Genomic DNA, 21842 nt, shown 5'->3' on the forward strand with positions numbered 1-21842 from the left:
AGTCCATCGCGAGCAGGCTCGCCCCTACAGGTCATGGGTTTTAGCTGTTCGAGCCACCCGCCAACTGCGCAACCTCCTGTCGCGACAACTCGATCATCTTCGCGTTGCGCGCCGCCGTCTGTTCGAAAAGCTGACTCAAGAATTCAGCTTCATCGGCGTTATCCACCTCCTCCTGAACATCCATTTCATCAAGCCCCTGGAAGACCTCAGGGTATTTCTCCTTGAGATAACTCACCCAGTAGTCACGCTGGATCAGGTCTTCAAGAAACGTGTCGGAGCGTTCCGCATTGAGGATTTCAATGCGCGCATCGGACATTTGACGAGGCGTGACGCCTGAGGCATAGGTCATGTGCTTGGGTTGCCCTGGCAGGCTCAGGCCATCATCCCAGCCGTCCGTCAGACCGATTCGATAACCCAGGCGTACCTCGGCCTCATCCTGACCGGTACGAGCGGCGGTTTTCGTGGCCAGATCATCAACCTTGTCCAGTCGAAACAGCTGGCGGGATAGCCTCAGCAGCACTTCACCCTTCGCACGTCCAGCGGGAACATCAAGCAAGGCGTTGTGAGTGAACACTTTGCTTTCCAGCCCGCTGAACGTCAGGATCCGACCGTCTACACAGGTGCCATGGGTAGCGGAGCTGGCAAACAACACCTCACGAAGCTCGCTGTTGCTGGCGGCGGCGTCCATGACTGTCCACACTCGCCGGGTCAGGTCGGCATTCGCCACCCTGAACTCCTGCGTATCCTGCAACCGGGCAATCAAATGGAAGAACGCCGCGTTGTCGGGCTCCGCCATCAGTTGATCCCAGATCTCGTTTTTGCCGGCCAGCTCCTCGGGGGGAGCATTGGCTAACCAGGGTTCCTTTTTTGCGGACTCAGGTTCGGTTTCAGTGAGCTCTTCATCAGACTCGACACTTTCGTTGCCCTCTTCTTCGTCGAAACCATGGGCATCATCAATCAACTCATCAAGATCAGCGCGTGTGAACCCCAGCACGCTCTCGTGCAAACCCTGTTCGCGATAGGTCCTCAGTCGCTCAAGGCTCTCCAGTTGCAGGTTGTAGTTGTCGCTCAGATCAATACCGCGCAACAGAACTTCGTGGCTGCCATCCAGCGCCGACTCAGGAATCGATGGGATGTCGTTGCCACTGAGGTTCAACGTTCCGAGACGAGAGGAGTCGAGCACGCCGTCCGGCCATTCGGTCAGGTTGTTGTTGCGCAGATCAAGCGTCTCCAAAGCGTGAAAAGTACCGACATCGAAGGTATCCAGTTCGTTGTAGCTCAGGTCCAGCCATTTCAACCGTTCCAGGTGAGCCAACGAGGCATACAATTGCGCGTTGTCGCTTACATGATTCGAGGACATTTCGAGCCGTTCCAGCTTATCCATGTGTTGAACCGGGCCAGGCACGCGTTCCAGTCCATTGCCATTGAGTTCCAGCGTTTTCAGTTGCGTAAATGCCCTGAGGAACCCGTCTGAACCTTGAGCCGTCAGTTTCACACTCGTCAGGTTCAAGCTACTTACATGGTCGAAGGCTACCGGCAGCTCGGGCAGATCGCCCAGTTGCAGGCCATTCAGACTCAACCCCGCCTGCGCAACACCCTGCGCACCGGGCAGGCCTTCACGCCAGCATTCAAGGATTCGCAGTGCACCCAGCCTGCGAGTCCCCGCAGACGTCATCCAGCCTGTGCCTTCAATGCCTCGCGTATACAGCCAGCCATTCAAACGACGCACCAGCAATTCAAAGGTGTGCTCCCATTCGGCAAGTCGCTCGCTGATGTGCACGTCCGTCAAACCATTCGCGCGCATCTGTTCGGTCACCTGCAAGGCGTCTTCATCCGCGAGGTCCGGTTTCAGACGTTTCAGGCGCTCTGTCAAAACCGCAGGCCCCTCTCCCAACGGGACTTGCGTCAACGGCAGCAAATGACGTGCGATCGACTTGCCGCTTTCGGACGGCGGGAAAACCGCTGGCACCGCTTCCAGGTCAAACCGCTCCAGGGTCCCGAGTGGCAACCCTTTGGCGACCTCCAGACGCTGCCGGGTGAGCTTTAGCGTTGCGATGGATTGCGCAGTCAAGGGTGTGCCGGTCAGATTGGTCTTGAGCAGCATGTCATCCGCAAGTTGCACGGGCAGTTCACTGAGCTGGCTGTCACGCAGATCCAGCCAGCTCAGTTCCGGCAAGCCTTGCGACCCTATTGGCCATTCATGCAGCTCGGTGCCGCGCAGACCCAAGGCCTCGAGACGAGTCAGTGCGCTGACATCCAACGCGTGCAGCGGGTTATTGCCCAGGTTCAGGTATTCGAGAGCCGGCAGCCCCGCAATACTTTGCGGTGCTGCTGAGCCGGCTCCAATGCTATTGCTGGAAAGGTCCAAATGAATCAATTTCCCTAGCTCGCCCGGCGCTATCGGCACTTCAGTCAATCCATTGCGGTTCAAGTCAAGTTTTTGAAGTTCGGTAAATCCACCAACGAACCGGCGAATCTGTTCTGCCGGCGCCTTGCTGCCGTTCAAATACAACGTCTGCACATGCGGAAAAGCACCGGCCGGCAGCTTGGGTAATTCACTGAGTTCCAGATACGGAAAATCGAGTACCGACGCATCGGCTGTCGAGCCATAACGTTTGAAGGCACCATTGCGCCAGCAGTCTTGCAGGGTTTTTTTCGCCAACATCCGCCCCATCATCTCCTTGGTCATTGGCGTCTGTATCGCACGACTTGACCAGGCATCGAGTTGTCGGTCGAGCACGCTGTATTGCTCACTCAAAGCCTCAACAGCCGCGAACCGGGCCTCGGCATCCTGCCATTGCCCGGTAAACTGATTGAACAGCCCGTCGAAAGAGTCGCTGATACCTGTGCCAAGACGCTTTAGCTCACCCTTGCTGTAACCCCTGACCATTTCCTCCAGATCAACAAGGTGCGCAGGTTGACGCTTGGCGTACTCATACGCCGGCTTGAAGTTTTCCCGCAGGAAGTTTGACCAGTCCAGCGACAGTCCGGACCAGAGTTTTTCATGCCCTTCGAAAACCCCGTCGGGCAAGGTTCTGATCCCTGTCCCTTTCAAGCTCAAACGCTCAAGGCGCGGCAGTTCGAGAACCCCGGCAGGCCATTCGAGCATCGAAGGGGCAACCACCTCCAGGCTACGCAATTTTTGCAACCGGGAGACATCCAGGGCTAGCGGCTCGTAACTGGGGGTAGAGACCGTGACGTCTTCAAGCCCCGTCAACGCATTCAGCCTCGACGGCATATCCACCGCGTAAGAAGTCGCGGAGAACAGGCTCAGGTCCCTGAGGTCGTGCATTTCGCTCAAGGCTTGGGGGACGTTGCTGAATTCGTTGCCTGTGGCATTGATTCGCAGCCTTTTGAGCTTGGGGAAACTCGCTAAAAGGGCATCGGCGTTGGCGTCCGTGATGCACCGGCCCCGGACATTCAGATCACGTACATGGGAGAAATCCGCCGACAGCTGAGGTATTGGATCGTTGCAGACCAAATCAAGCAACCTGTAGCGGGAGCGCTCCCCGGCCAACGGTGAATCGCGCCAGCTTTGCTTGATGTTCTGTGCGACCGAGCTCCTGCTTCCCAGCATCGACTGCAAGATGGACTCCGGCACCGGCTCGCCAACCCATTGATCGAGCGTCGATTCCAGTACTTCCCATTCACGCATGCGCACCTGCAACAGGCTGTAAATCTGTGCTTCGGTTTTGCCCGCCCGCAACTGCGCCAGGATAAATCCGTTGGCTTGCTGGTCGGTAAGCCCCGGGTGAACATCCTGCACCCGGGTCACCAGTGACGGATTCAAACCTTGCCCGCGCCCGCTGGCGTAGTAACCGACCCTGCGCTCGGTGACCCGTACCGGAGGCTTGAACGACTTGCTGTTACCGGCTCGCTCCGCCAACAGACGTGACAACGTCGCCCGATTTTCGACGACCGATTCGATCACGGCGTGCCGCAGATTGGCACTTTGACTGATATGAGGAACACCCAGTGCCTGACGGGATTCATCGGGCAAGGCGTGCATGATCGAGGCAAAAAAGTTGTCGCCGCTGGTGGGTATGCCATTGAGCGACTCGCCACGCTCATCAAATGCTTGAAAGGAAGGCCCCTGTTTCACGACGTACTTGCGACGGGTGGCTGATTCACTGCCAATGCCGTCAATGAGCGGGCCGTTGATATGGCCGTCACGAACTTCAAGACGTACTTCAGCGGACCAATCCGGCAACTTTTCCAGGGCATGCAGAGCGAGCCACCGACTGTCAGCGGTCGTCATGTTGTCCATTTGCAAGTCGATGAAGGCCTTGGCCTCACGCCCCTGCCGGGTGTACCAACGGGCCTCTTCCAGCATTTTCAACGGTATCCGGCGCGTTGCATGCAGGCGCGACAGCTCTTCGGCATTGGCATCCAGCAGAATCCTCCGGGCGGCGGCATTACTCAACCCCGGACTGGCACGTCGCAACTTTTCGACCCATTCGCCGCCAATGCCAGGATCGCCTTCGAATAGTCGCAAGGCATCCGCCAGCGCTGGAGGCGGTGGCAGATGATCCCTGTGCATCTTGCGCAAGGCACTGTCCTCGACACCGCAGGCGTCGGCGATATTGATCAGTTGCTCATCTGAGAACGCTTCAGTGGCATGCCCCATGCGCCGTAACAGCGTCAGACGATCCCACGCCAGCGGACGCTCCAGCGAATGGCGCCAGGCACCGTGCCCGTTGTGTTCGAGGATTGGCTGCCAGGCCTGCGCATCAGCAGGATGCCTAATGCGCCATTTTTTCAGGGACTCATCGAAGGTTGTCTCATAGACCTTGCCGCTCTGCCGGATGTAGGTTTTGTCGTTTACCGGGTGCAGCCCCAACGCGTCAGGGCCTTCACTGCGATCGAGTACGTCCTGACGTTCATAAACGCTCAGGTCCGGTTTCCATAACCGGGTTTCACCGTCGGCACGCTTGACAGGCTCCAGCCGCTCGATCACCGCTTCAGGTTTCACCGCCGTCAGCTTGGCCAACCCTTTACCCGCACCGGCCATCACCGCGATCAACGCCAGATTTTCGGCCACGTCGACCAGATGCCCTTTGGCGGCAATGCGATCGCCCTCACTCCACTCGATCGCACCCTCGAACGATTCGTACAGCAGTTGACCGGCCATCACCGTCAACATGATCTCGCCCAGCACCGGCACGAACATCGACACCATGTTCAACCCCAGCATGCCGATTTCCAGCAGGTGATTGAGCTTTTCTGCGCGCACCCTGGCATCGACGTCCGCCGTGGGCACCGCATGACTGCGCGCATCGGCGATCACCTTGGCGCAGTTTTGTTCGTAGAGATAAGTCCACAGATCAGTGTTGGGGGCCCAGATACCGCCCGCGCCTTTGCGAAGGGTCCCGAAAGGATTGAGATACGGATCGTCCACCGGCTCACGTTTACCCGGGCGCTCGGGGGGCAACTCTTTGATGCCCGCAACCGTTGAAACCGCCGGCACGTACTGCACGACCTTCATCCACCACGAATGCAAAGGATCGACTGGAGAGTCAGCGGCGTTGCGGGTGAACTGACTGAAGTAATAAGGGCGGTCGGCGTAGGCCACGAACTGGCTGAAAAACCGCTGGTAGGCCGTCGGCCCGTCACCAGAGGCAGCCGATGCATCCCGAGCGGTGAACTGGCGCTTGAACGCCTCACGCATCTGCTCGGAGGTGTAGCGCTTGAGCGGGTGCTCCGGATCATGGGGAATGTAAACGATGAAGTCGCTGGTGTAGCGATACTGTTCGCAGATGCTGAACACCACGCAGCCTGTCATCCGGCGCTTCATCAAGCTCAAGTCGCGAAACCAGACGGGGCGATTACCGACCTTGGGATGGATTTCGCCCTCGACGACCGAGAGGATCATTGTGTAATCCTGCGGCTCGATATCCTTTTTCAGCAGAGCCAGTTCGGCCGCCGCCCGCATTGCCGTTTTCTGACTGGCAATGAATTGCTGGCGAAGTGCCGCTGACTTCTGCGCATCCGCTGGATGGAAAAACGCTTTCACATAGGTCTGGTACTGCGCGCCGATATCCAGTTGGCGACACAGTGTCAGGAAGTCCCTGACCGTCATGGCGAAGGTAGCGTGCTGGAACGTGCCCGGTGTCGAAGTCTCGACAACAAACCCGGACTGGCGATGAAAGGCTCCGTCCTCGCACTCGGACGCTTCGAAGTTATGCAGCGCAGCCTGCAACAACGAAAGCTTCAGCACCTCGAACGATGAAACCTCTATTTCAAGCACGCCCACCTCCAGCGGGCGTCTGAGGCAGACCTGGGTCTTGTTGACGTCTGCTTCAACGCCAAAACGGTCCTTCAGGGCCTTGCTAAGTATCGGCTCGGCGAAAGTGTCGATGTTCTGAAGCGATGACATCGTCTTGTCGAGTCGGGACTGTGCGACAAAACTGGCGTTGAAACTTTCCTTGAGCGTCTGTTGTTGCCCGGTTGACGCCCGCTGATACCAGTCCGGCGCACGCGTGCCGGCGCCCTTGATGGCGGCCCGTCTTTGCGGCGTGGCGTTGATCAGCCATTCGGGCGTCAATTGCTCCAGAAGCTCACTGTGAATGCTGCTTTGGCCTGGAAGCGGCCTTGGCGAACTCGGCGGATGGTCAGGCATATTGTCTCTCCAAAAAAGTGGATCGACAGGACACCATTTCGCCAAGCCGCAACTGCGGTAGATAGTTATCGCATTGAGACAAACCGGTAACGAATTGCGTCGATCCGCAGACAGGTTCAACACAACAGAATTCGTCGTATTGGCTATGCTTGGAGGACTTGTTTTCAGGCGAGGGATATATGGACGATCCAGTCGACAACAAACCGCCGACGTTCTGGCAGATGCTGCACAGCGTCATGGCAGCGGCATTCGGCGTGCAGAGCGGGAAGAATCGCGCACGGGATTTCACCCACGGCAAGCCGAGTCATTTCGTGATTCTGGGGATCGGTTTCACAGCCATTTTTGCGCTGGCGCTGTTCGGCATCGTCAAACTGGTGCTGTATCTGGCGGGGATATGAAGAGGCTCAATGCATCAGGGTTTGCAGGGTGAACGGGTAACGCCAGGACGTCGGTCGCCCTTTTGCCGAGAGCTTGTGAAAATCCACACCGTAATCCGGCCTGGCGCCCATTGCCAGCAGTCGCTTGGCTTGTGCCCGGTCAATCAGCTGCAACAACGGAATCTGCCGGTCGCGACCGCCGTACTGGCTGATGTCGATGCCTTCGTCGAAGTCGTGTAATTGCACCAACGCCCAGCCACCCAGGCTGAAGTGCCCGCCGACCAGCACGCTCAAGCGCTTGTCCAACAACGCCTGCAATGCCGCGGGCGAGTTGTTGATGGTACCGAACAGCGCATCCTTGCCGGGTTTACCGCCAGACTCTTCAAAGGCGCGCATGACGCCAAAGCCCATTTCGTCATTGGCGGACCAGACCAGCGAGGTCTGCGGGTAGCGCTTGAACAAGAGCCTGGCCTGCTCATAGGCCCGCTCGCGGTTCCAGCCGCCGTACACCATCTGACGCAAATGCACTTCAGGATGCTCGGCCAATGCCCGGCGCATGCCTTTTTCGCGTAACTGTGCGGACGGTGTGATTTTCAGCCCAGAGAATGCCAGCAGGTCAATGGTTTGACCGGGTGCCAGCGGACGGTGCAACCGGATCAGCTCCTTGAGCATCAGGTAGCCGCCCTCCTCGTCGTTGGGCACCAGGCTGCCCACCCAATCGGGGTACTTGTCGGGTCGGGCACCGAGTAGCCGCATCTGGTCCGGGGTCAGGGCGTTGTTGACGATAAACAGCTTCACCCCGCTGCCCTGAGCCAGGCGCAGGATTTCCGGGGCGATGTACTGTTCGTTGACGAACACCAGATAGTCAGGCCGCTTGGGTCCTTGCAGTGCATCGCGCGCCTGCTTGATGGTGATTTCAGAGTCGCGGTCGGAATACTCGATGCGCAACTCCATGCCCAGGTCCTTGGCGGCCGCCTGCATGAATTGCGAGTAACTGACCCAGAACGCTTCTCGAGTGGTTCCCGGGTTGAGGAACAGCACCGACGACGCCTGCGCGCAAGGTCCCAGGACCGCACCCAGCGTCAGCAATACGCCACACAGAAACTTCAACATTGGTCGTCCGAGCCCCCGGAAATTCGCCGCGCATTATAGCCAGCGAACGCCCGCAAAACGGCGTTTATTCCGACTTCTTGTCCGACAATCGTCGGAACGAGGCCCGGACGGGGTCGTTTATTGGTGACTGACCCAAAATACCGCAGTGCCGACGACCAGAATGATCAGGAACAGAATCGCCCACGCATCGACCGTGCTATCGCTTTTGCTTGCTTTGGTTGGGTTGCTCATTGCATCGCCTCTTGTCGGTTTTATCGGTGATTGCATAAAGACTCGACCACAGTTAAGACGATGATTGTCCGCACGACAAATGTGGGTTAGTTGACAACTATTCTCGTTAGTCGATTTGGTTCTTTACATATACTCAAACATCACTTTTGCGCATAACTACAAACTGGTATCTTGCCCCGGCTCCATTGGGAGTGCGCGGCCGTGCGCGCAGAATTGCAGAGGCTCTTTCGGACTCAAGCAAGCACAAAAACGCAGCTGTATCCGAGCGACCCAAGCCTGAGAACAGGACTTATATGTACGTATACGACGAATACGATCAGCGGATCATCGAGGACCGCGTCAAGCAGTTCCGTGATCAGACCCGACGCTATCTGGCAGGCGAGCTGAGCGAAGAAGAATTCCGCCCCCTGCGCCTGCAAAATGGCCTCTACATCCAGCGTTTCGCGCCGATGTTGCGTGTCGCGGTGCCTTACGGCCAACTGACTTCGCGCCAAATGCGAATGATGGCCAGGATTGCTCGCGACTACGACAAGGGCTACGCCCACATCAGTACCCGGCAGAACGTGCAGTTCAACTGGCCGGCCGTGGAAGATATCCCGGACATCCTGGCTGAACTGGCCACCGTGCAGATGCACGCGATCCAGACCAGCGGCAACTGCCTGCGCAACGTCACCACGGACCAGTTCGCCGGTGTCGCTGCCGACGAACTGATCGACCCGCGCCCATGGTGCGAGATCGTCCGCCAATGGACGACGTTCCACCCGGAATTCGCTTACCTGCCGCGTAAGTTCAAGATCGCCGTCAATGGTTCGACCTCGGACCGTGCCGCCATCGAAGTCCACGACATCGGCCTTGAGCCGGTGCACAACGCCGCCGGGGAACTGGGCTTCCGTGTGCTGGTCGGTGGCGGCCTGGGCCGTACACCGGTGGTGGGCGCGTTCATCAATGAATTCCTGCCGTGGCAAGACCTGTTGAGCTACCTCGACGCCATCCTGCGTGTTTACAACCGCTATGGTCGTCGCGACAACAAGTACAAGGCGCGGATCAAGATTCTGGTCAAAGCGCTGACGCCTGAAGTCTTCGCACAGAAAGTCGACGCGGAAATGGAACACCTGCGCGGTGGCCAGACCACGCTGACCGAAGCCGAAGTGCAGCGCGTCGCCAAGCACTTCGTCGACCCGGACTACAAGGCGCTGGAAAACCAGACTGCCGCACTGGCCGAACTCGACCAGCAAAACCCGGGCTTCGCCCGCTGGCGCACGCGCAATACCCTGGCCCACAAGAAGCCGGGGTATGTCGCCGTGACCCTGTCCCTGAAGCCGACCGGCGTTGCGCCAGGCGACATCACCGACAAGCAGCTCGACGCCGTGGCCGATCTGGCCGACCGCTACAGCTATGGTCAACTGCGCACTTCCCACGAGCAGAACATCATCCTGGCCGACGTCGAGCAGGACAAACTGTTCACTCTGTGGGGCGAGTTGCGCGAGCAAGGTTTCGCCACGCCGAACATCGGCCTGCTGACCGACATCATCTGCTGCCCTGGCGGTGATTTCTGCTCCCTGGCCAACGCCAAGTCGATCCCGATTGCCGAATCGATCCAGCGCCGTTTCGACGACCTGGACTACCTGTTCGACATCGGCGAACTGGACCTGAACATCTCCGGTTGCATGAACGCCTGTGGTCACCACCACGTCGGCCACATCGGCATCCTCGGGGTGGACAAGAAAGGCGAAGAGTTCTACCAGGTGTCCCTCGGCGGCAGCGCCAGTCGCGACGCCAGCCTGGGCAAGATCCTTGGCCCGTCCTTTGCCCAGGAAGCCATGCCTGACGTGATCGAGAAGCTGATCAACGTGTACATCGAGCAACGTACCGAAGACGAGCGTTTCATCGACACCTACCAGCGTATTGGCATCGACCTCTTCAAGGAGCGCGTCTATGCAGCGAATCATTAAGAACAACGAAGTCGTCGACGAAACCTGGCACCTGCTGCCAAAGGATTTCAACATTGACGAGATCAGCAACTGCGACGACTACATCGTCCCGTTGCAACTGTGGCGCGAACACAGCCGCATGCTCCTGGCCCGCGACGGTGGCCTGGGCATCTGGCTGGATGCCGATGAAGAAGCCGAAGAAATCGGTGAAGACGTCGCGAGTTTCCAGGTCATCGCCTTGAACTTCCCGGCCTTCACCGATGGCCGCAACTACTCCAACGCCCGCCTGCTGCGTGACCGTTATGGTTTCAAAGGCGAACTGCGAGCGATTGGTGATGTACTGCGCGATCAGTTGTTCTACATGCACCGCTGCGGCTTCGATGCGTTCGCGGTTCGCCCCGATAAAGACCCGTATGAAGCCTTGGAAGGTCTCAAGGACTTCTCGGTGACCTATCAAGCTGCTACCGACGAACCGCTGCCGCTGTTCCGTCGTCGCTGATCAGCGAATCGCATAAAAAAACCGGGGAATCATCCCCGGTTTTTTTTATGCCTGCGTTTTAGCTTCAATCGTTACCAGAAGCGTTGCTGGGTCAAGCGACTCCACCAGCTCAGCAGAGCGCGGTCGACCGAACCGCTGGCCGCCATGCCGATACGCTCTTGCAGGCTTTTACGCTCGGCGTAGTGCAAGTGATAGAGCTCGGACTGCTTGGCGCGTTCGGCCAGGTACTCGTCGCTGGTCTTGAGTTCGTCCACCAATTGCTTGTCGAGTGCCGCGACACCGAGCCAGATTTCCCCGGTGGCGACCTCGTCGATGGCCAATTGAGGGCGGTAGCGTGACACGAAGTTCTTGAACAGTTGATGGGTGATGTCCAGGTCTTCCTGGAACTTCTCCCGGCCCTTCTCGGTGTTTTCGCCAAACACCGTCAAGGTGCGTTTGTACTCACCCGCGGTCAGCACTTCGAAGTCGATGTCGTGCTTTTTCAGCAGGCGGTTGACGTTAGGCAACTGCGCAACCACGCCGATCGAACCCAGGATCGCGAACGGCGCGCTGATGATCTTCTCACCGATGCACGCCATCATGTAGCCGCCGCTGGCCGCGACCTTGTCGATACACACGGTCAAGGGCACGCCGGCCTCGCGGATACGTGCCAGTTGCGAAGACGCCAGGCCGTAGCTGTGGACCATGCCGCCGCCGCTTTCCAGGCGCAGGACCACTTCGTCTTTCGGCGTGGCGAGGGTCAGCAGCGCGGTGATTTCGTGCCGCAGGCTTTCCGTGGCCGAAGCCTTGATGTCGCCGTCGAAATCCAGCACGAACACCCGGGGTTTGGTCTCGGGCTGTTTCTTCTGTTTTTTCTCGGTTTTAGCCTGGGACTTGCGCAGGACCTTGAGCTGGTCCTTGTCGAGCAGGGTTTGCTCCAGGCGCTCGCGCAGCCCCTTGTAGAAATCATTGAGCTTACTGACCTGCAACTGGCCGGCCGACTTGCGTCGACCCTTGCTGCGCAATGCGGCAAAACTGGCCAGGACCACCAGAATGGCGATCACCAGGGTCACGGTCTTGGCCAGAAAAACGGCGTACTCGGACAAAAACTCCACAGGGACTCCTTAGACGATGCGCGGCATCAACGCGCGCGGGATACCATCAGCATACTCATGCGCCGGCCTTGCGACCAGCCGTGAAACCTCTGGCAACAGGCCTGTAACGAGCATTTCAAACAAGCGTATGTTTTTTCATTGACAGCTCACCGTCATCCTCATAACCTCGCCAAACCTTCAACGTACGGGGATGACGCGGACGTGGGCAGCATCTATTTGATTCGACATGGCCAGGCCTCCTTTGGTGCAGACGACTATGACGTCCTGTCGCCGACCGGTGTTCGCCAGGCAGAAATCCTCGGCCAGCACCTGGCCGAGCTCGGCATCAGCTTCGATCGCTGCCTTGCAGGCGACCTGCGCCGCCAGCAGCATACCGCCAACAGCGCGCTGGAACAGTTCGCTGCCGTGGGCCTACCGGTGCCAATCCTGGAAACCGATTCCGCGTTCAATGAATTCGATGCCGACGCGGTGATTCGCGCCTTGTTGCCCGCCATGCTGGCGGACGAACCCGATGCCCTGAACATCCTGCGCAACGCCGCGCAAAACCGCGCCGAGTTCCAGCGTATCTTCGCCCTGATCATCGAACGCTGGCTGGCCGGGACCTATGACACGCCGGAGCTGGAAAGCTGGCTGGGCTTTGTCGAACGGGTTCGCGCCGGGCTGCACCGCATCCTCGAACAGGCCGACAACACGCAGAAAATCGCCGTGTTCACCTCCGGCGGCACGATCACCGCCCTGCTCCACCTCATTACGCAAATGCCTGCCAAACAGGCCTTTGAATTGAACTGGCAAATCGTCAACACCTCGCTCAACCAACTCAAGTTTCGTGGTCGCGAGGTGGCCCTGGCTTCCTTCAACAATCATGCGCACCTGCAACTGTTGAAGGCCCCGGAACTCATCACGTTTCGCTGAGTCCGGACTATTGTGACCCTGGCTGTAATCACCCAGCTCTAATTACCCAAGAAAGGATCGAACCATGACCTCCGTAGCTGATGCCGTACAAGCAATGAAAGCCAAGTTCAACCCAGCCGCTGCTGCCGGTCTGGACCTGGTCTTCGGTTTCCGCATCGACGACACCAAGAACTTCTCGCTGGTCGTCAAGGACAGCACCTGCGAGCTGCTGGAAGGCGAAAACCCTGACGCCCAGGTCACCCTGGTGATGGACGGCGAAACCCTGGAAGGCATCGTCAGCGGCGAAACCGACGGCATGCAAGCGTTCATGGGCGGCAAGCTGCGCGCTGAAGGCGACATGATGCTGGCGATGAAACTGTCCGAGCTGTTCCCTTCGTAAGATGACGGCTCTCTTCTTGGGGAGCCTTCGTTGTTGCACACGAAACCCGTCCCTTGTGGCGGGTTTCGTTGTTTTTGGATTCACGTCCGGTCGAACATCCTCCAGCGCCGCAATCGCCACCCGGACCAGAAATGGACGCCTTTCGCCGACGCCGCAAGGCCGCTCCCGACCCTGGCCCACTCGCCACAGATCAGTCGTACTCATACAATGCCAGCACTTCCCACACCGGCCACCCCATGGACATCGACCTCGCCCGCACCTTCCTGGAAATCGTCCGCCACGGCAGCCTTGCAGCCGCCGCCGAGAAACTCCACGTCACCCAGACCGCGATCACCGCACGGGTGCAGAAACTCGAAAGCCAGTTGGGCAGCACCCTGTTCGTGCGCAATCGCGCCGGGGCGCGGCTGACGCCCAATGGCGAGGCCTTCGTGGTGTATGCCAATCAGTTGGTGGAAACCTGGGAAGCGGCGCGACGGGACTTGCCGTTGCCGGAGGGTTACCACGATGTATTGCACATCGGTGGCGAGGTCAGTCTGTGCAACCCGCTGATGCTCAGTTGGGCCGGCGAGCTGCGAGAGAAAATCCCCAGTCATGCCTTGCGCATGGAGATCCGCGACGGCGAAAACCTGCTGCGCCAACTGGAATTGGGGGTACTGGATGCGGCGCTGGTCTATCAACCCGAGTACTGGCCGCGCCTGCAAGTCGAGCAGATTCTGGAAGAGAAACTCATCCTCGTACGCCTGCCCGGTTGCGCCGATCCCTATGTGTACATCGATTGGGGCCCGGACTTCCGTCGCCAACACGATGCCGCGTTGCCGGAAAAAGCCAAGGCTGCCCTGAGCTTCAATCTCGGTCCACTGGCCTTGCAATACATTCTGGAGAATGGCGGCAGCGGCTACTTCCGTACCCGCGTCGTGCAGAGTTACCTGGAAAGCGGCGTGCTGGAGCAAGTGCCCAAGGCCCCGGAATTCAGCTACCCGACCTACCTGGTCTACTCCCGCGATCGCGACTCGGAAACCCTGCAGCGAGCCTTTGATCTGTTGCGCGAAGTGATCCGGTCCGATGATGACTGGTCGCAACGCTGGAACCCGCTGATCTGAATCCGGTTTGCACCGGATCATGGCAGTTGTGCCCCCAAGGTTCGGCCCGCCAAAATGCCGTAATCGTCTAATCTGCTGGAGAAAACAATAACGACAGGTGATTGCAGTGAGGCAGACCACCGAAGCATTCCGCAGCCGTTACCGCGCCAACGTCCATCCGCTCTACAACCCGTGGCTGCACGGCACCTTTGTGCTGTTGTTCGGCCTGTTGGCCATCGCCGCATTCTGGAGCACCGTGCAACAGGTGCAACCGCTGGAGTGGCTGGCGGTGCCGCTGACCTTGCTGTTTTTCAACCTCGGCATATACATGGTCCATCGGCACCTGGGCCATCACAAAAAAACCTTCGCGCGGATGTTCTACGCGCGCCACGCTGGCGACCATCACAGTTTTTTCGCCCCCGGGCATATGACCTACGACAGCGCCCGCGACTGGCGGGTGATTCTGTTTCCGGCCTGGCTGATTGTGTTGCACACCCTGGTTATCACCCTGCCCCTGTGGTGGCTGCTCAAGCAGTTCGATGCCAATGTCGCCGGGCTGGTGGGCGGTTGCCTGGTGCTCGGTTACCTGGCCTATGAGGTGTTTCACGCCTGTGAGCATCTGCCGCCGCACAATCCGTTGACGCGCCTGCCGTGGATTCGCCAGATGCGTCGCCTGCATGAACTGCATCACCGCCGCGAGATGATGCAGGAGCGCAATTTCAACATCGTTTTTCCGTTGATGGATTACCTGTTCGGCACCCTCTACTGGGAACCGGAACACGACACCCCGTACCAGACGAGAACGCCCATGACCCGCATGCAGCATCAGATCGAGATTGCCGGAACCCCCATCGACGTACTCGCCTACGCCAGCACTGTGACCCGTTGGCCGGAATGGCATCCATCGTCGCTCAAGATCAATGGCCCGAAAGGCGCCTTGCATGCAGGCGCGCGGTTCGAAGAGGACATTCGCGCCGGCGGTCGCGATGGGCATTTGAGCTGGGTGGTCGACGAGTATTTGCCGGGGCGTCGCTGGAGTGCCCGAGCCGATGGCGATCATGGTCTGTCGTTGCTGGTGACCTACGAATGCGCGGCCGAGGGCAATGGCACACGGTTCGTACGTACCCTCGAATACCAGTTCAGTGGCCTGGGGATGCGCATGGCCAACGCACTGCTGCTCAAGCGGCGGATCGATCGCGAGTCGGCCGAATCGATGCTGGCCTTGCGCGAAATGGCGCAAAAACATCTGGCGCAATCGGGAGTCAATGCGTGAGTCGATCGATCAGGTTGCGCCATTGGCTACTGCTGGTGATCATCGCCATCGGCGGGTTCCTGCTGCTGATGCCGACCAGAGTGCAACCGGTGGCCTGGACGCCGCCGCCCGCCCCATCCCTGACCCGCGGCGTTTATGCCGATAATCAGCGACTCAAAGGCGTGGAACGGGTCGGTGCCGCAGACATCGACGGCCCGGAAGCGCTGCTGCTGGAAAACGATTCGCTGATCACCGGTTTGCATGACGGCCGGGTCATCCGCACCCGTCTCGACGGCAAGGTCACCAAAGTCCTGACCGACACCGGTGGCCGCCCGTTGGGGCTGGCGCGTCACCCCAATGGCTTGCTGGTAATCGCCGATGCGGTCAAGGGTTTGCTGTCGCTGGACGCCCAGGGTCGGCTGGTCGCGATGACGACCGAAGCCAACGGTGTGCCCTTCGGTTTTACCGATGACGTGGCCATCGACAAACCCGGGCATTACGCCTACTTCAGCGACGCTTCCACTCGCTTTGGCTACGGCAAGGACGGCGAGGCAATCATCGAGCATGGCGGCGACGGCCGTTTGCTGCGTTACGACTTCCAGACCGGCAAGACCACGGTGTTGCTGGACAAACTGGAGTTCGCCAACGGTGTCACGCTAGGGCCGGACGATGCCTTTGTGCTGGTCAACGAAACGGGTGCCTATCGCATCAGCCGCTACTGGCTGACCGGACCGAAGGCCGGTACCCACGATCTGTTCATCGACAACCTGCCGGGCCTGCCGGACAACCTGGCCTTCAATGGTCGCGACCGTTTCTGGGTAGCGCTGTATGCACCGCGCAATGCCTTGCTGGATGCCACGGCGGAGCACCCATTCGTACGCAAGATGATCGTGCGGGCCATGACCGTCCTGCCCAAACCGGTGGAAAAACGCGCCTTTGCCTTGGGCCTGGATCTGGAAGGCAAGGTCATCGCCAATCTGCAGGACGGCAGCAGCGACAATTACTCTCCGATCACCACGGTGCGTGAGTATGGGGACTGGTTGTATTTTGGTTCGCTGAAGGCGAAGAACATGGCGCGATTGCCTTTGAGTAGCGCATTGCAATAAACACCACCGAATCCATGCAGGAACGAGTCTGCTCGCTCCTGCAGGGGATTTGCGTTAGTCCATGAGCCCCCAATCGCCGGGAGTGGACTCCGTGTGCAACTTCAATCGCAATCGCAGATTGTTCACCGAATCGGCATGTTTCAACGCCTCTTCCTCATCGATCACACCTTCAACGGCCAAGGCATAAAGCGCCCCGTCAAACGTCTGCATCCCCTGCGCCGCTGACTTTTCCATCACACCCTTGAGCTCGGAAAACTGATTGAGCCGGATCAAATCGGCAACGGTCGGCGTCCCCAGCATCACCTCCACCGCTACCCGCCGTTGCCCATCGCGGCTACGTACCAGCCGCTGGGAAACACAGGCCTTTAGGTTATTCCCCAGATCATTGAGCAATTGGCCCCGGCGCTCCTCGGGGAAGAAGTTGATGATGCGGTCCAGCGCCTGATGGGCGTTATGAGCATGCAGCGTGGAGATCACCAGATGCCCGGTATCGGCGAAGGCCAGGGCATGCTCCATGGTTTCGCGGTCGCGGATTTCGCCGATCAACACCACGTCCGGCGCCTGGCGCAGGGTATTTCTCAACGCGGCATGAAAGCTGCGCGTATCGACGCCGACCTCACGCTGATTGATGATCGATTGTTTATGCCGGTGGATGTACTCGATCGGGTCTTCGATGGTGACGATATGGCCGCGACTATGGCGATTGCGGTGGTCGATGAGCGCCGCCAGCGAGGTAGACTTGCCCGAGTCGGTGGCGCCGACGAACAGTATCAAGCCTTGCTTGAGCATTACGGTTTCCAGCAACACCGTCGGCAACTTGAGGTCTTCGAAACGTGGAATGTCGAGTTTGACGTTACGCACGACCATCGACACATCGTTACGCTGTTTGAAAATATTGACCCGGAAGCGACCGATACCGGCCAGGGAGATGGCCAGGTTCATCTCCAGTTCACGATCGAACTCCAGACGCTGTTCGGCGTCCATGATGGAGCCGGCAATCGCCGCGATGTCCCCCGGTTTGAACGGCTGATCGGTCAGGGGCGCAAGAACACCGTCGAAACGCGCACAGGGCGGCGCGCCGGTGGAAAGGTAAAGATCGGAGCCATCCTGGCTGGCCAGGCGTTTTAACAACGCATCGATTTCCATGGCAAAAAACACCTGCGAAGCATTCAATGAAAAAAAATGACCCGAATCGGGGCATTCAGCGTCAACCAAGAATAGTAGATGCCGCCACACCGACTCATGTGCAGGACACCTTGATGAACGCATCACCCACCGGCAGCGATGCCCAGGCCTTGATTGCCCGACTTGACTGGGCGAACAGTCCATTGGGCGCCGCCAGTACCTGGCCGCAGAGCCTGCGCACCGCCGTGGACATCGTGATTCATTCACCGATGCCGATGCTGTTGCTCTGGGGCCCACAGCTGACGCAGATCTACAACGATGGCTTCGCCTTGCTGGCCGGCAGCAAGCATCCGCACGCTTTCGGACAGCCGACACACCAGATCTGGCCAGAACTCAAAGACTTTACCGACCCGATTTACAGCGCCGTCCTACAAGGCCAGGTGCGGACCTACAGCGAGCAGCGCTTTACCCTGCAACGCGAAGTCAAGGATTCCGACTTCTGGCTTGACCTGACCTACAGTCCGATCCGCGACGAAAATGCCGAAGTCGCGGGCATTCTGGTCACCGCCATCGAAACCAACGAGCGTCGGCGCATCGCCCTGGAGCTGGAACAGCGCTCGGCCGCCAGCCTCAAGGCGCAACAGGTAACCGAAGAACGCTTGCAATTGGCCCTCGCCGCCACCGACGCGGTAGGCACCTGGGATTGGGACATCAGCGAGGACCGCTTCATCGCCGACGCGCATTTCGCCCAGTTGCACGGCATCGATCCGCTCATGGCCGGCCAGTTGCCAATCAGCGCTTACTTGCACGGCGTTCACCCCGAAGACCGCGCCTTGATCGCCCGCAGCATCAAGCACTGCATCACCCATGGCACCGAATACGCCGAGGAATATCGCTTGCTGCAAACCGACGGTCAGCTGCGCTGGGTATTTGCCCGCGGGCGTTGCTACAAGGACCATCACGGCCGGCCCATCCGTTTTCTCGGTGCCGCGCTGGACCTGACCGATCGCAAAAACACTGAGCAGGCTCTGCGCCAGAGCCAGACCGAGTTGCAGCTGATCATCAACGCCATGCCGATCCTGATCAGTTATGTGGATCGCGAAGAACGTTTTCGCCTGAACAACGCCGCGTACCTGGACTGGTACGGTCTGACACCCCAGGAACTCTATGGCCGGACGATTCGCGAAGTGCTGGGGGATGAGGCCTATGCCTTGCGTGCCGAGCACATTGCCCAGGCGCTGACCGGCAAGCCGTGCTGCTTCAGCATCAACTCGCCGCACCGCGACGGCAGCATCCGTCATGCGCTGATGAACTACTTGCCGCGTCACGGTGCGGATGGCGCGGTGAACGGTTTCTATATCTTCGTGATCGACGAAACCGAGCGCAAACAGACCGAAGAAGCCCTGCGCAACCTCAACGAAACCCTCGAAGAACGGGTCGCCGCCCGCACCCAGCAACTGGCCGAGACCAACCAGCGCCTGCAAAACGAGATGTTCGAGCGCGAACGTGCGGAAGACGCCTTGCGCCATGCGCAGAAAATGGAAGCCGTGGGCCAGCTCACCGGTGGCATCGCCCATGACTTCAACAACATGCTCACCGGGATCATCGGCAGCCTCGACTTGATGCAGCGCTACATCGCCGATGGGCGCACCGAAGAAATCGGCCGCTTCACCGAGGCCGCCGTGTCCTCGGCCAATCGTGCCGCCGCCCTGACCCATCGCCTGCTGGCGTTCTCCCGGCGTCAGTCGCTGGATCGCAGGCCGCTGAATGCCAACGACCTGATCCATTCCCTGGAAGACCTGCTGCGCCGGACCAAGGGCGACCATATCGAGCTCAAGCTGCAATTGGCCGAAGACATCTGGCCGGTCAGCACCGATGTCAGCCAATTGGAAAACGCCCTGCTCAACCTGGTCATCAACGCCCGGGACGCCATGCCCGATGGCGGCAAACTGCGGATTGAAACGGCCAACGTCTATCTCGACAGCAGCGACATCAACACCCTCGAACCGGTCAAGGCCGGCGACTATCTGATGATCGCCGTCAGCGACAACGGCACCGGCATGACACCCAAAGTACTGGCCAAGGCGTTCGATCCGTTCTTCACCACCAAGCCCATCGGCCAGGGCACCGGCCTGGGGTTGTCGATGATTTATGGTTTTGCCCAGCAGTCGGGCGGTCACGTCAGCCTGTTCAGCCTGCCGGGCCAGGGCACCAGCGTGCGTTTGTATCTGCCACGCCTGCATGCGGTGGAACCGCAAGACGTGCTGTCACCGGTCATCAGCCAAGCGCCGCCGGCCATTGCCGGGGAAACCGTGGTGTTGGTGGAAGACGACCCGGCGGTGCGTATGCTGGTCCTCGACCTGCTCAAGGCGCTGGGTTATCACGCCCACGAAGCCGAAGATGCGAAGGCCGCCCTGCCCTTGCTCGAATCCGATCTGCGCGTCGATCTGCTGGTCACCGATGTCGGCCTGCCGGGAATGAACGGCCGACAACTGGCGGAGATCGCCCGCCAGCATCGTCCGCAACTGAAGGTGCTGTTCATGACCGGTTATGCGCAGATGGCTGCCGAGCGCCAGGGTTTCCTTGAGGAAGGCATGGACATGGTGGCCAAGCCGTTTTCCATTGATCTGCTCGCCAACAAGATTCGCACGATGATCGGCCGTTCCGAGTGAGTTAAGGCATAATCGCGCGCGCCCTCTTTCTCACCAGCATTGTCACCTCCGTTACAAGGTATTCGCCCCATGAAAGCTCAAGCCCGCCATATCCTGGTGAAAACCTCGGAAGAAGCCGAGCAACTCAAACAACGCATCGCCAAGGGCGAAGCCTTTGATGTGCTGGCCAAGAAGTACTCGACCTGCCCGTCCGGCAAGCGTGGCGGTGATTTGGGCGAAGTGCGGCCGGGGCAAATGGTCGGTGCGATCGATGCGGTGATCTTCAAGAAACCGCTGCGAGTGGTGCATGGGCCGATCAAGAGCAAATTCGGCTATCACCTGGTGCAGGTGTTTTACCGGGATTGATGGTGTTGGCTTTCGGCCCCTGTGGCGAGGGAACTTGCTCCCTCGCCACAGAAAATGTATTCAGTACCTCGGGATCAACGCCCCCGACACCTGAATCACCCGGCTCGCCAACCGATGCCCCGCCTCGGCAGCCTCCGCAGGGCTTGCGCCCTCCAACCGCGAGGCCAGGTACGCCGCGCTGAACGAATCCCCCGCCGCCGTGGTGTCCACCACTCGCTCAACCTTCTGCGCCGGCACCTCGAATGACTCGCCCTCACAACGAATCAAACACGCCTCGGCACCGCGCTTGAGCACCACTTCCGGCGTGCCGATCTGCTCGTACGCGGCAAACACCGCTTCCTCATCGGCAAAATGGAACAGCGCCTGCTCGTCATCGACAGTCAGCAAGGCGAGGTCAATGTACGGCAAGACACTGCGATAAGCCGCTCGCGCGTCTTCCACCGAAGCCCAGAGCCGTGGCCGGTAGTTGTTGTCGAAGACGATCCGCGCATCGCGCTGTCGGGCTTCGATCAGGGTGAGCAGCAGTTTTTCCCGGCCTTTCACGCCCAGCACCGCCAGGGTGATGCCGCTGAAATACAGCACATCGTAATCCGGCAGCGCCGCCAGGATCGGTGCGGCGGCCGGGGTGGTGAAGCAATCGCGCACCGCCGCTTCGTTGCGCCAGTAGAGGAAACGTCGCTCGCCCGCCGCGTCGGTCTGGATGCAGTACAAACCCGGCAAACGCCCGGGCAAGCGCTGAACCATGTCCAGGCCAATATTTTCTTCAGCCCAGCTCTGGCACATGGCATCGCTGAAACTGTCATCGCCCAATGCGGTGACGTAATCGACGCTGCCGGCTGCGCCCAATTCACGGGACAGGTAGACCGCCGTGTTCAAGGTATCGCCGCCGAAGCTCTGTTGCAGGCTGCCGTCGGCTCGGTGTTGCAATTCGATCATGCATTCGCCGATCAGGGCGATGCGCGGGGTGTTGGGGCCGAGGGTGTTGATGGTTTTCATTGTTGTGGGGTCTCTGGTGTTGCGATGTTGTCCGGGCCGCCGCCATCGCGAGCAGGTTCGTTCCTACAGGAGAACGAATTCCAATGTGGAGCCTGCTCGCGATGGCCACGCC

15 protein-coding genes are annotated in these 21842 nt (G+C 59.4%); 10 read left to right on the top strand and 5 right to left on the bottom strand.

What is annotated here, in order from left to right:
• Positions 1-40 precede the first annotated feature (40 nt).
• Positions 41-6619: an NEL-type E3 ubiquitin ligase domain-containing protein gene (locus tag ACNYC6_RS01760; protein WP_419710801.1), complete on the bottom strand. Its 6579-nt coding sequence runs from the start codon at positions 6617-6619 to the stop codon at positions 41-43.
• A gap of 179 nt (positions 6620-6798) precedes the next feature.
• On the opposite strand from ACNYC6_RS01760, the gene ACNYC6_RS01765 reads away from it, so the two are divergent.
• Complete coding sequence (locus ACNYC6_RS01765) at positions 6799-7017, top strand: DUF2970 domain-containing protein (protein WP_419710802.1); 219 nt, start codon at positions 6799-6801, stop codon at positions 7015-7017.
• Positions 7018-7023: 6 nt separating this feature from the next.
• Here ACNYC6_RS01765 and ACNYC6_RS01770 read toward each other — a convergent pair whose 3' ends face one another.
• Complete coding sequence (locus ACNYC6_RS01770) at positions 7024-8109, bottom strand: ABC transporter substrate-binding protein (RefSeq protein ID WP_419710803.1); 1086 nt, start codon at positions 8107-8109, stop codon at positions 7024-7026.
• A 524-nt stretch (positions 8110-8633) separates the two neighbouring features.
• Here ACNYC6_RS01770 and ACNYC6_RS01775 point away from each other — a divergent pair.
• Complete coding sequence (locus ACNYC6_RS01775) at positions 8634-10292, top strand: nitrite/sulfite reductase (protein WP_419710804.1); 1659 nt, start codon at positions 8634-8636, stop codon at positions 10290-10292.
• Positions 10276-10770, top strand: a complete 495-nt coding sequence (locus ACNYC6_RS01780; RefSeq protein ID WP_419710805.1) for a DUF934 domain-containing protein — start codon at positions 10276-10278, stop codon at positions 10768-10770. Before ACNYC6_RS01775 ends, ACNYC6_RS01780 begins: the two co-directional genes overlap by 17 nt.
• Positions 10771-10841: 71 nt before the next feature.
• On the opposite strand, the gene sohB is transcribed toward ACNYC6_RS01780, so the two are convergent.
• Positions 10842-11864 (bottom strand): protease SohB, encoded by a 1023-nt coding sequence (sohB, locus tag ACNYC6_RS01785; RefSeq protein ID WP_419710806.1) that lies wholly within the window; start codon positions 11862-11864, stop codon positions 10842-10844.
• A 201-nt stretch (positions 11865-12065) separates the two neighbouring features.
• Here sohB and ACNYC6_RS01790 point away from each other — a divergent pair, with 201 nt between their 5' ends.
• The 5 genes from ACNYC6_RS01790 to ACNYC6_RS01810 all read left to right on the top strand — a co-directional run bounded on the left by ACNYC6_RS01790 (position 12066) and on the right by ACNYC6_RS01810 (position 16592).
• Positions 12066-12776, top strand: coding sequence for a histidine phosphatase family protein (locus ACNYC6_RS01790; protein WP_419710807.1), 711 nt, complete (start codon positions 12066-12068; stop codon positions 12774-12776).
• Between the two features lie 64 nt (positions 12777-12840).
• Positions 12841-13155, top strand: a complete 315-nt coding sequence (locus ACNYC6_RS01795) for an SCP2 sterol-binding domain-containing protein (RefSeq protein ID WP_019409572.1) — start codon at positions 12841-12843, stop codon at positions 13153-13155.
• A 236-nt stretch (positions 13156-13391) separates the two neighbouring features.
• A complete protein-coding gene (locus ACNYC6_RS01800; protein ID WP_419710808.1) occupies positions 13392-14255 on the top strand; it encodes a LysR family transcriptional regulator in 864 nt (287 codons plus the stop codon).
• A 106-nt stretch (positions 14256-14361) separates the two neighbouring features.
• Positions 14362-15507: a sterol desaturase/SRPBCC family protein gene (locus ACNYC6_RS01805; protein WP_419710809.1), complete on the top strand. Its 1146-nt coding sequence runs from the start codon at positions 14362-14364 to the stop codon at positions 15505-15507.
• Positions 15504-16592, top strand: coding sequence for an SMP-30/gluconolactonase/LRE family protein (locus ACNYC6_RS01810; protein WP_419710810.1), 1089 nt, complete (start codon positions 15504-15506; stop codon positions 16590-16592). The genes ACNYC6_RS01805 and ACNYC6_RS01810 overlap by 4 nt, the downstream gene beginning before the upstream one ends.
• Before the next feature lie 54 nt (positions 16593-16646).
• Here ACNYC6_RS01810 and ACNYC6_RS01815 read toward each other — a convergent pair whose 3' ends face one another.
• Positions 16647-17738, bottom strand: a complete 1092-nt coding sequence (locus ACNYC6_RS01815) for a PilT/PilU family type 4a pilus ATPase (protein WP_419710811.1) — start codon at positions 17736-17738, stop codon at positions 16647-16649.
• Positions 17739-17851: 113 nt separating this feature from the next.
• Between ACNYC6_RS01815 and ACNYC6_RS01820 the strand changes: the two genes are divergently transcribed.
• Together ACNYC6_RS01820 and ACNYC6_RS01825 are read left to right on the top strand one after the other, a co-directional pair.
• Positions 17852-20389: a PAS domain-containing protein gene (locus ACNYC6_RS01820; RefSeq protein ID WP_419710812.1), complete on the top strand. Its 2538-nt coding sequence runs from the start codon at positions 17852-17854 to the stop codon at positions 20387-20389.
• Between the two features lie 69 nt (positions 20390-20458).
• Entirely contained in the window at positions 20459-20734 is a 276-nt protein-coding gene (locus tag ACNYC6_RS01825) for a peptidylprolyl isomerase (protein ID WP_007933743.1), read from the top strand.
• Positions 20735-20794: 60 nt separating this feature from the next.
• Here ACNYC6_RS01825 and ACNYC6_RS01830 read toward each other — a convergent pair whose 3' ends face one another.
• Positions 20795-21730 carry a sugar kinase gene (locus tag ACNYC6_RS01830; protein ID WP_419710813.1) on the bottom strand — a complete coding sequence of 312 codons (936 nt, stop codon included), beginning with the start codon at positions 21728-21730 and terminating at the stop codon, positions 20795-20797.
• Positions 21731-21842: the final 112 nt, after the last annotated feature.

This window comes from Pseudomonas sp. NFX224 (assembly GCF_048565165.1).
In the GTDB taxonomy this organism is placed as follows: domain Bacteria; phylum Pseudomonadota; class Gammaproteobacteria; order Pseudomonadales; family Pseudomonadaceae; genus Aquipseudomonas.

Bases quoted from the DNA above. Each gene is read 5' to 3' on its own strand.
- ACNYC6_RS01760 (WP_419710801.1), bottom strand. From the start codon at position 6,619: ATGCCTGACCATCCGCCGAGTTCGCCAAGGCCGCTTCCAGGCCAAAGC.
- ACNYC6_RS01765 (WP_419710802.1), top strand. From the start codon at position 6,799: ATGGACGATCCAGTCGACAACAAACCGCCGACGTTCTGGCAGATGCTG.
- ACNYC6_RS01770 (WP_419710803.1), bottom strand. From the start codon at position 8,109: ATGTTGAAGTTTCTGTGTGGCGTATTGCTGACGCTGGGTGCGGTCCTG.
- ACNYC6_RS01775 (WP_419710804.1), top strand. From the start codon at position 8,634: ATGTACGTATACGACGAATACGATCAGCGGATCATCGAGGACCGCGTC.
- ACNYC6_RS01780 (WP_419710805.1), top strand. From the start codon at position 10,276: ATGCAGCGAATCATTAAGAACAACGAAGTCGTCGACGAAACCTGGCAC.
- ACNYC6_RS01795 (WP_019409572.1), top strand. From the start codon at position 12,841: ATGACCTCCGTAGCTGATGCCGTACAAGCAATGAAAGCCAAGTTCAAC.
- ACNYC6_RS01800 (WP_419710808.1), top strand. From the start codon at position 13,392: ATGGACATCGACCTCGCCCGCACCTTCCTGGAAATCGTCCGCCACGGC.
- ACNYC6_RS01815 (WP_419710811.1), bottom strand. From the start codon at position 17,738: ATGGAAATCGATGCGTTGTTAAAACGCCTGGCCAGCCAGGATGGCTCC.
- ACNYC6_RS01820 (WP_419710812.1), top strand. From the start codon at position 17,852: ATGAACGCATCACCCACCGGCAGCGATGCCCAGGCCTTGATTGCCCGA.
- ACNYC6_RS01825 (WP_007933743.1), top strand. From the start codon at position 20,459: ATGAAAGCTCAAGCCCGCCATATCCTGGTGAAAACCTCGGAAGAAGCC.
- ACNYC6_RS01830 (WP_419710813.1), bottom strand. From the start codon at position 21,730: ATGAAAACCATCAACACCCTCGGCCCCAACACCCCGCGCATCGCCCTG.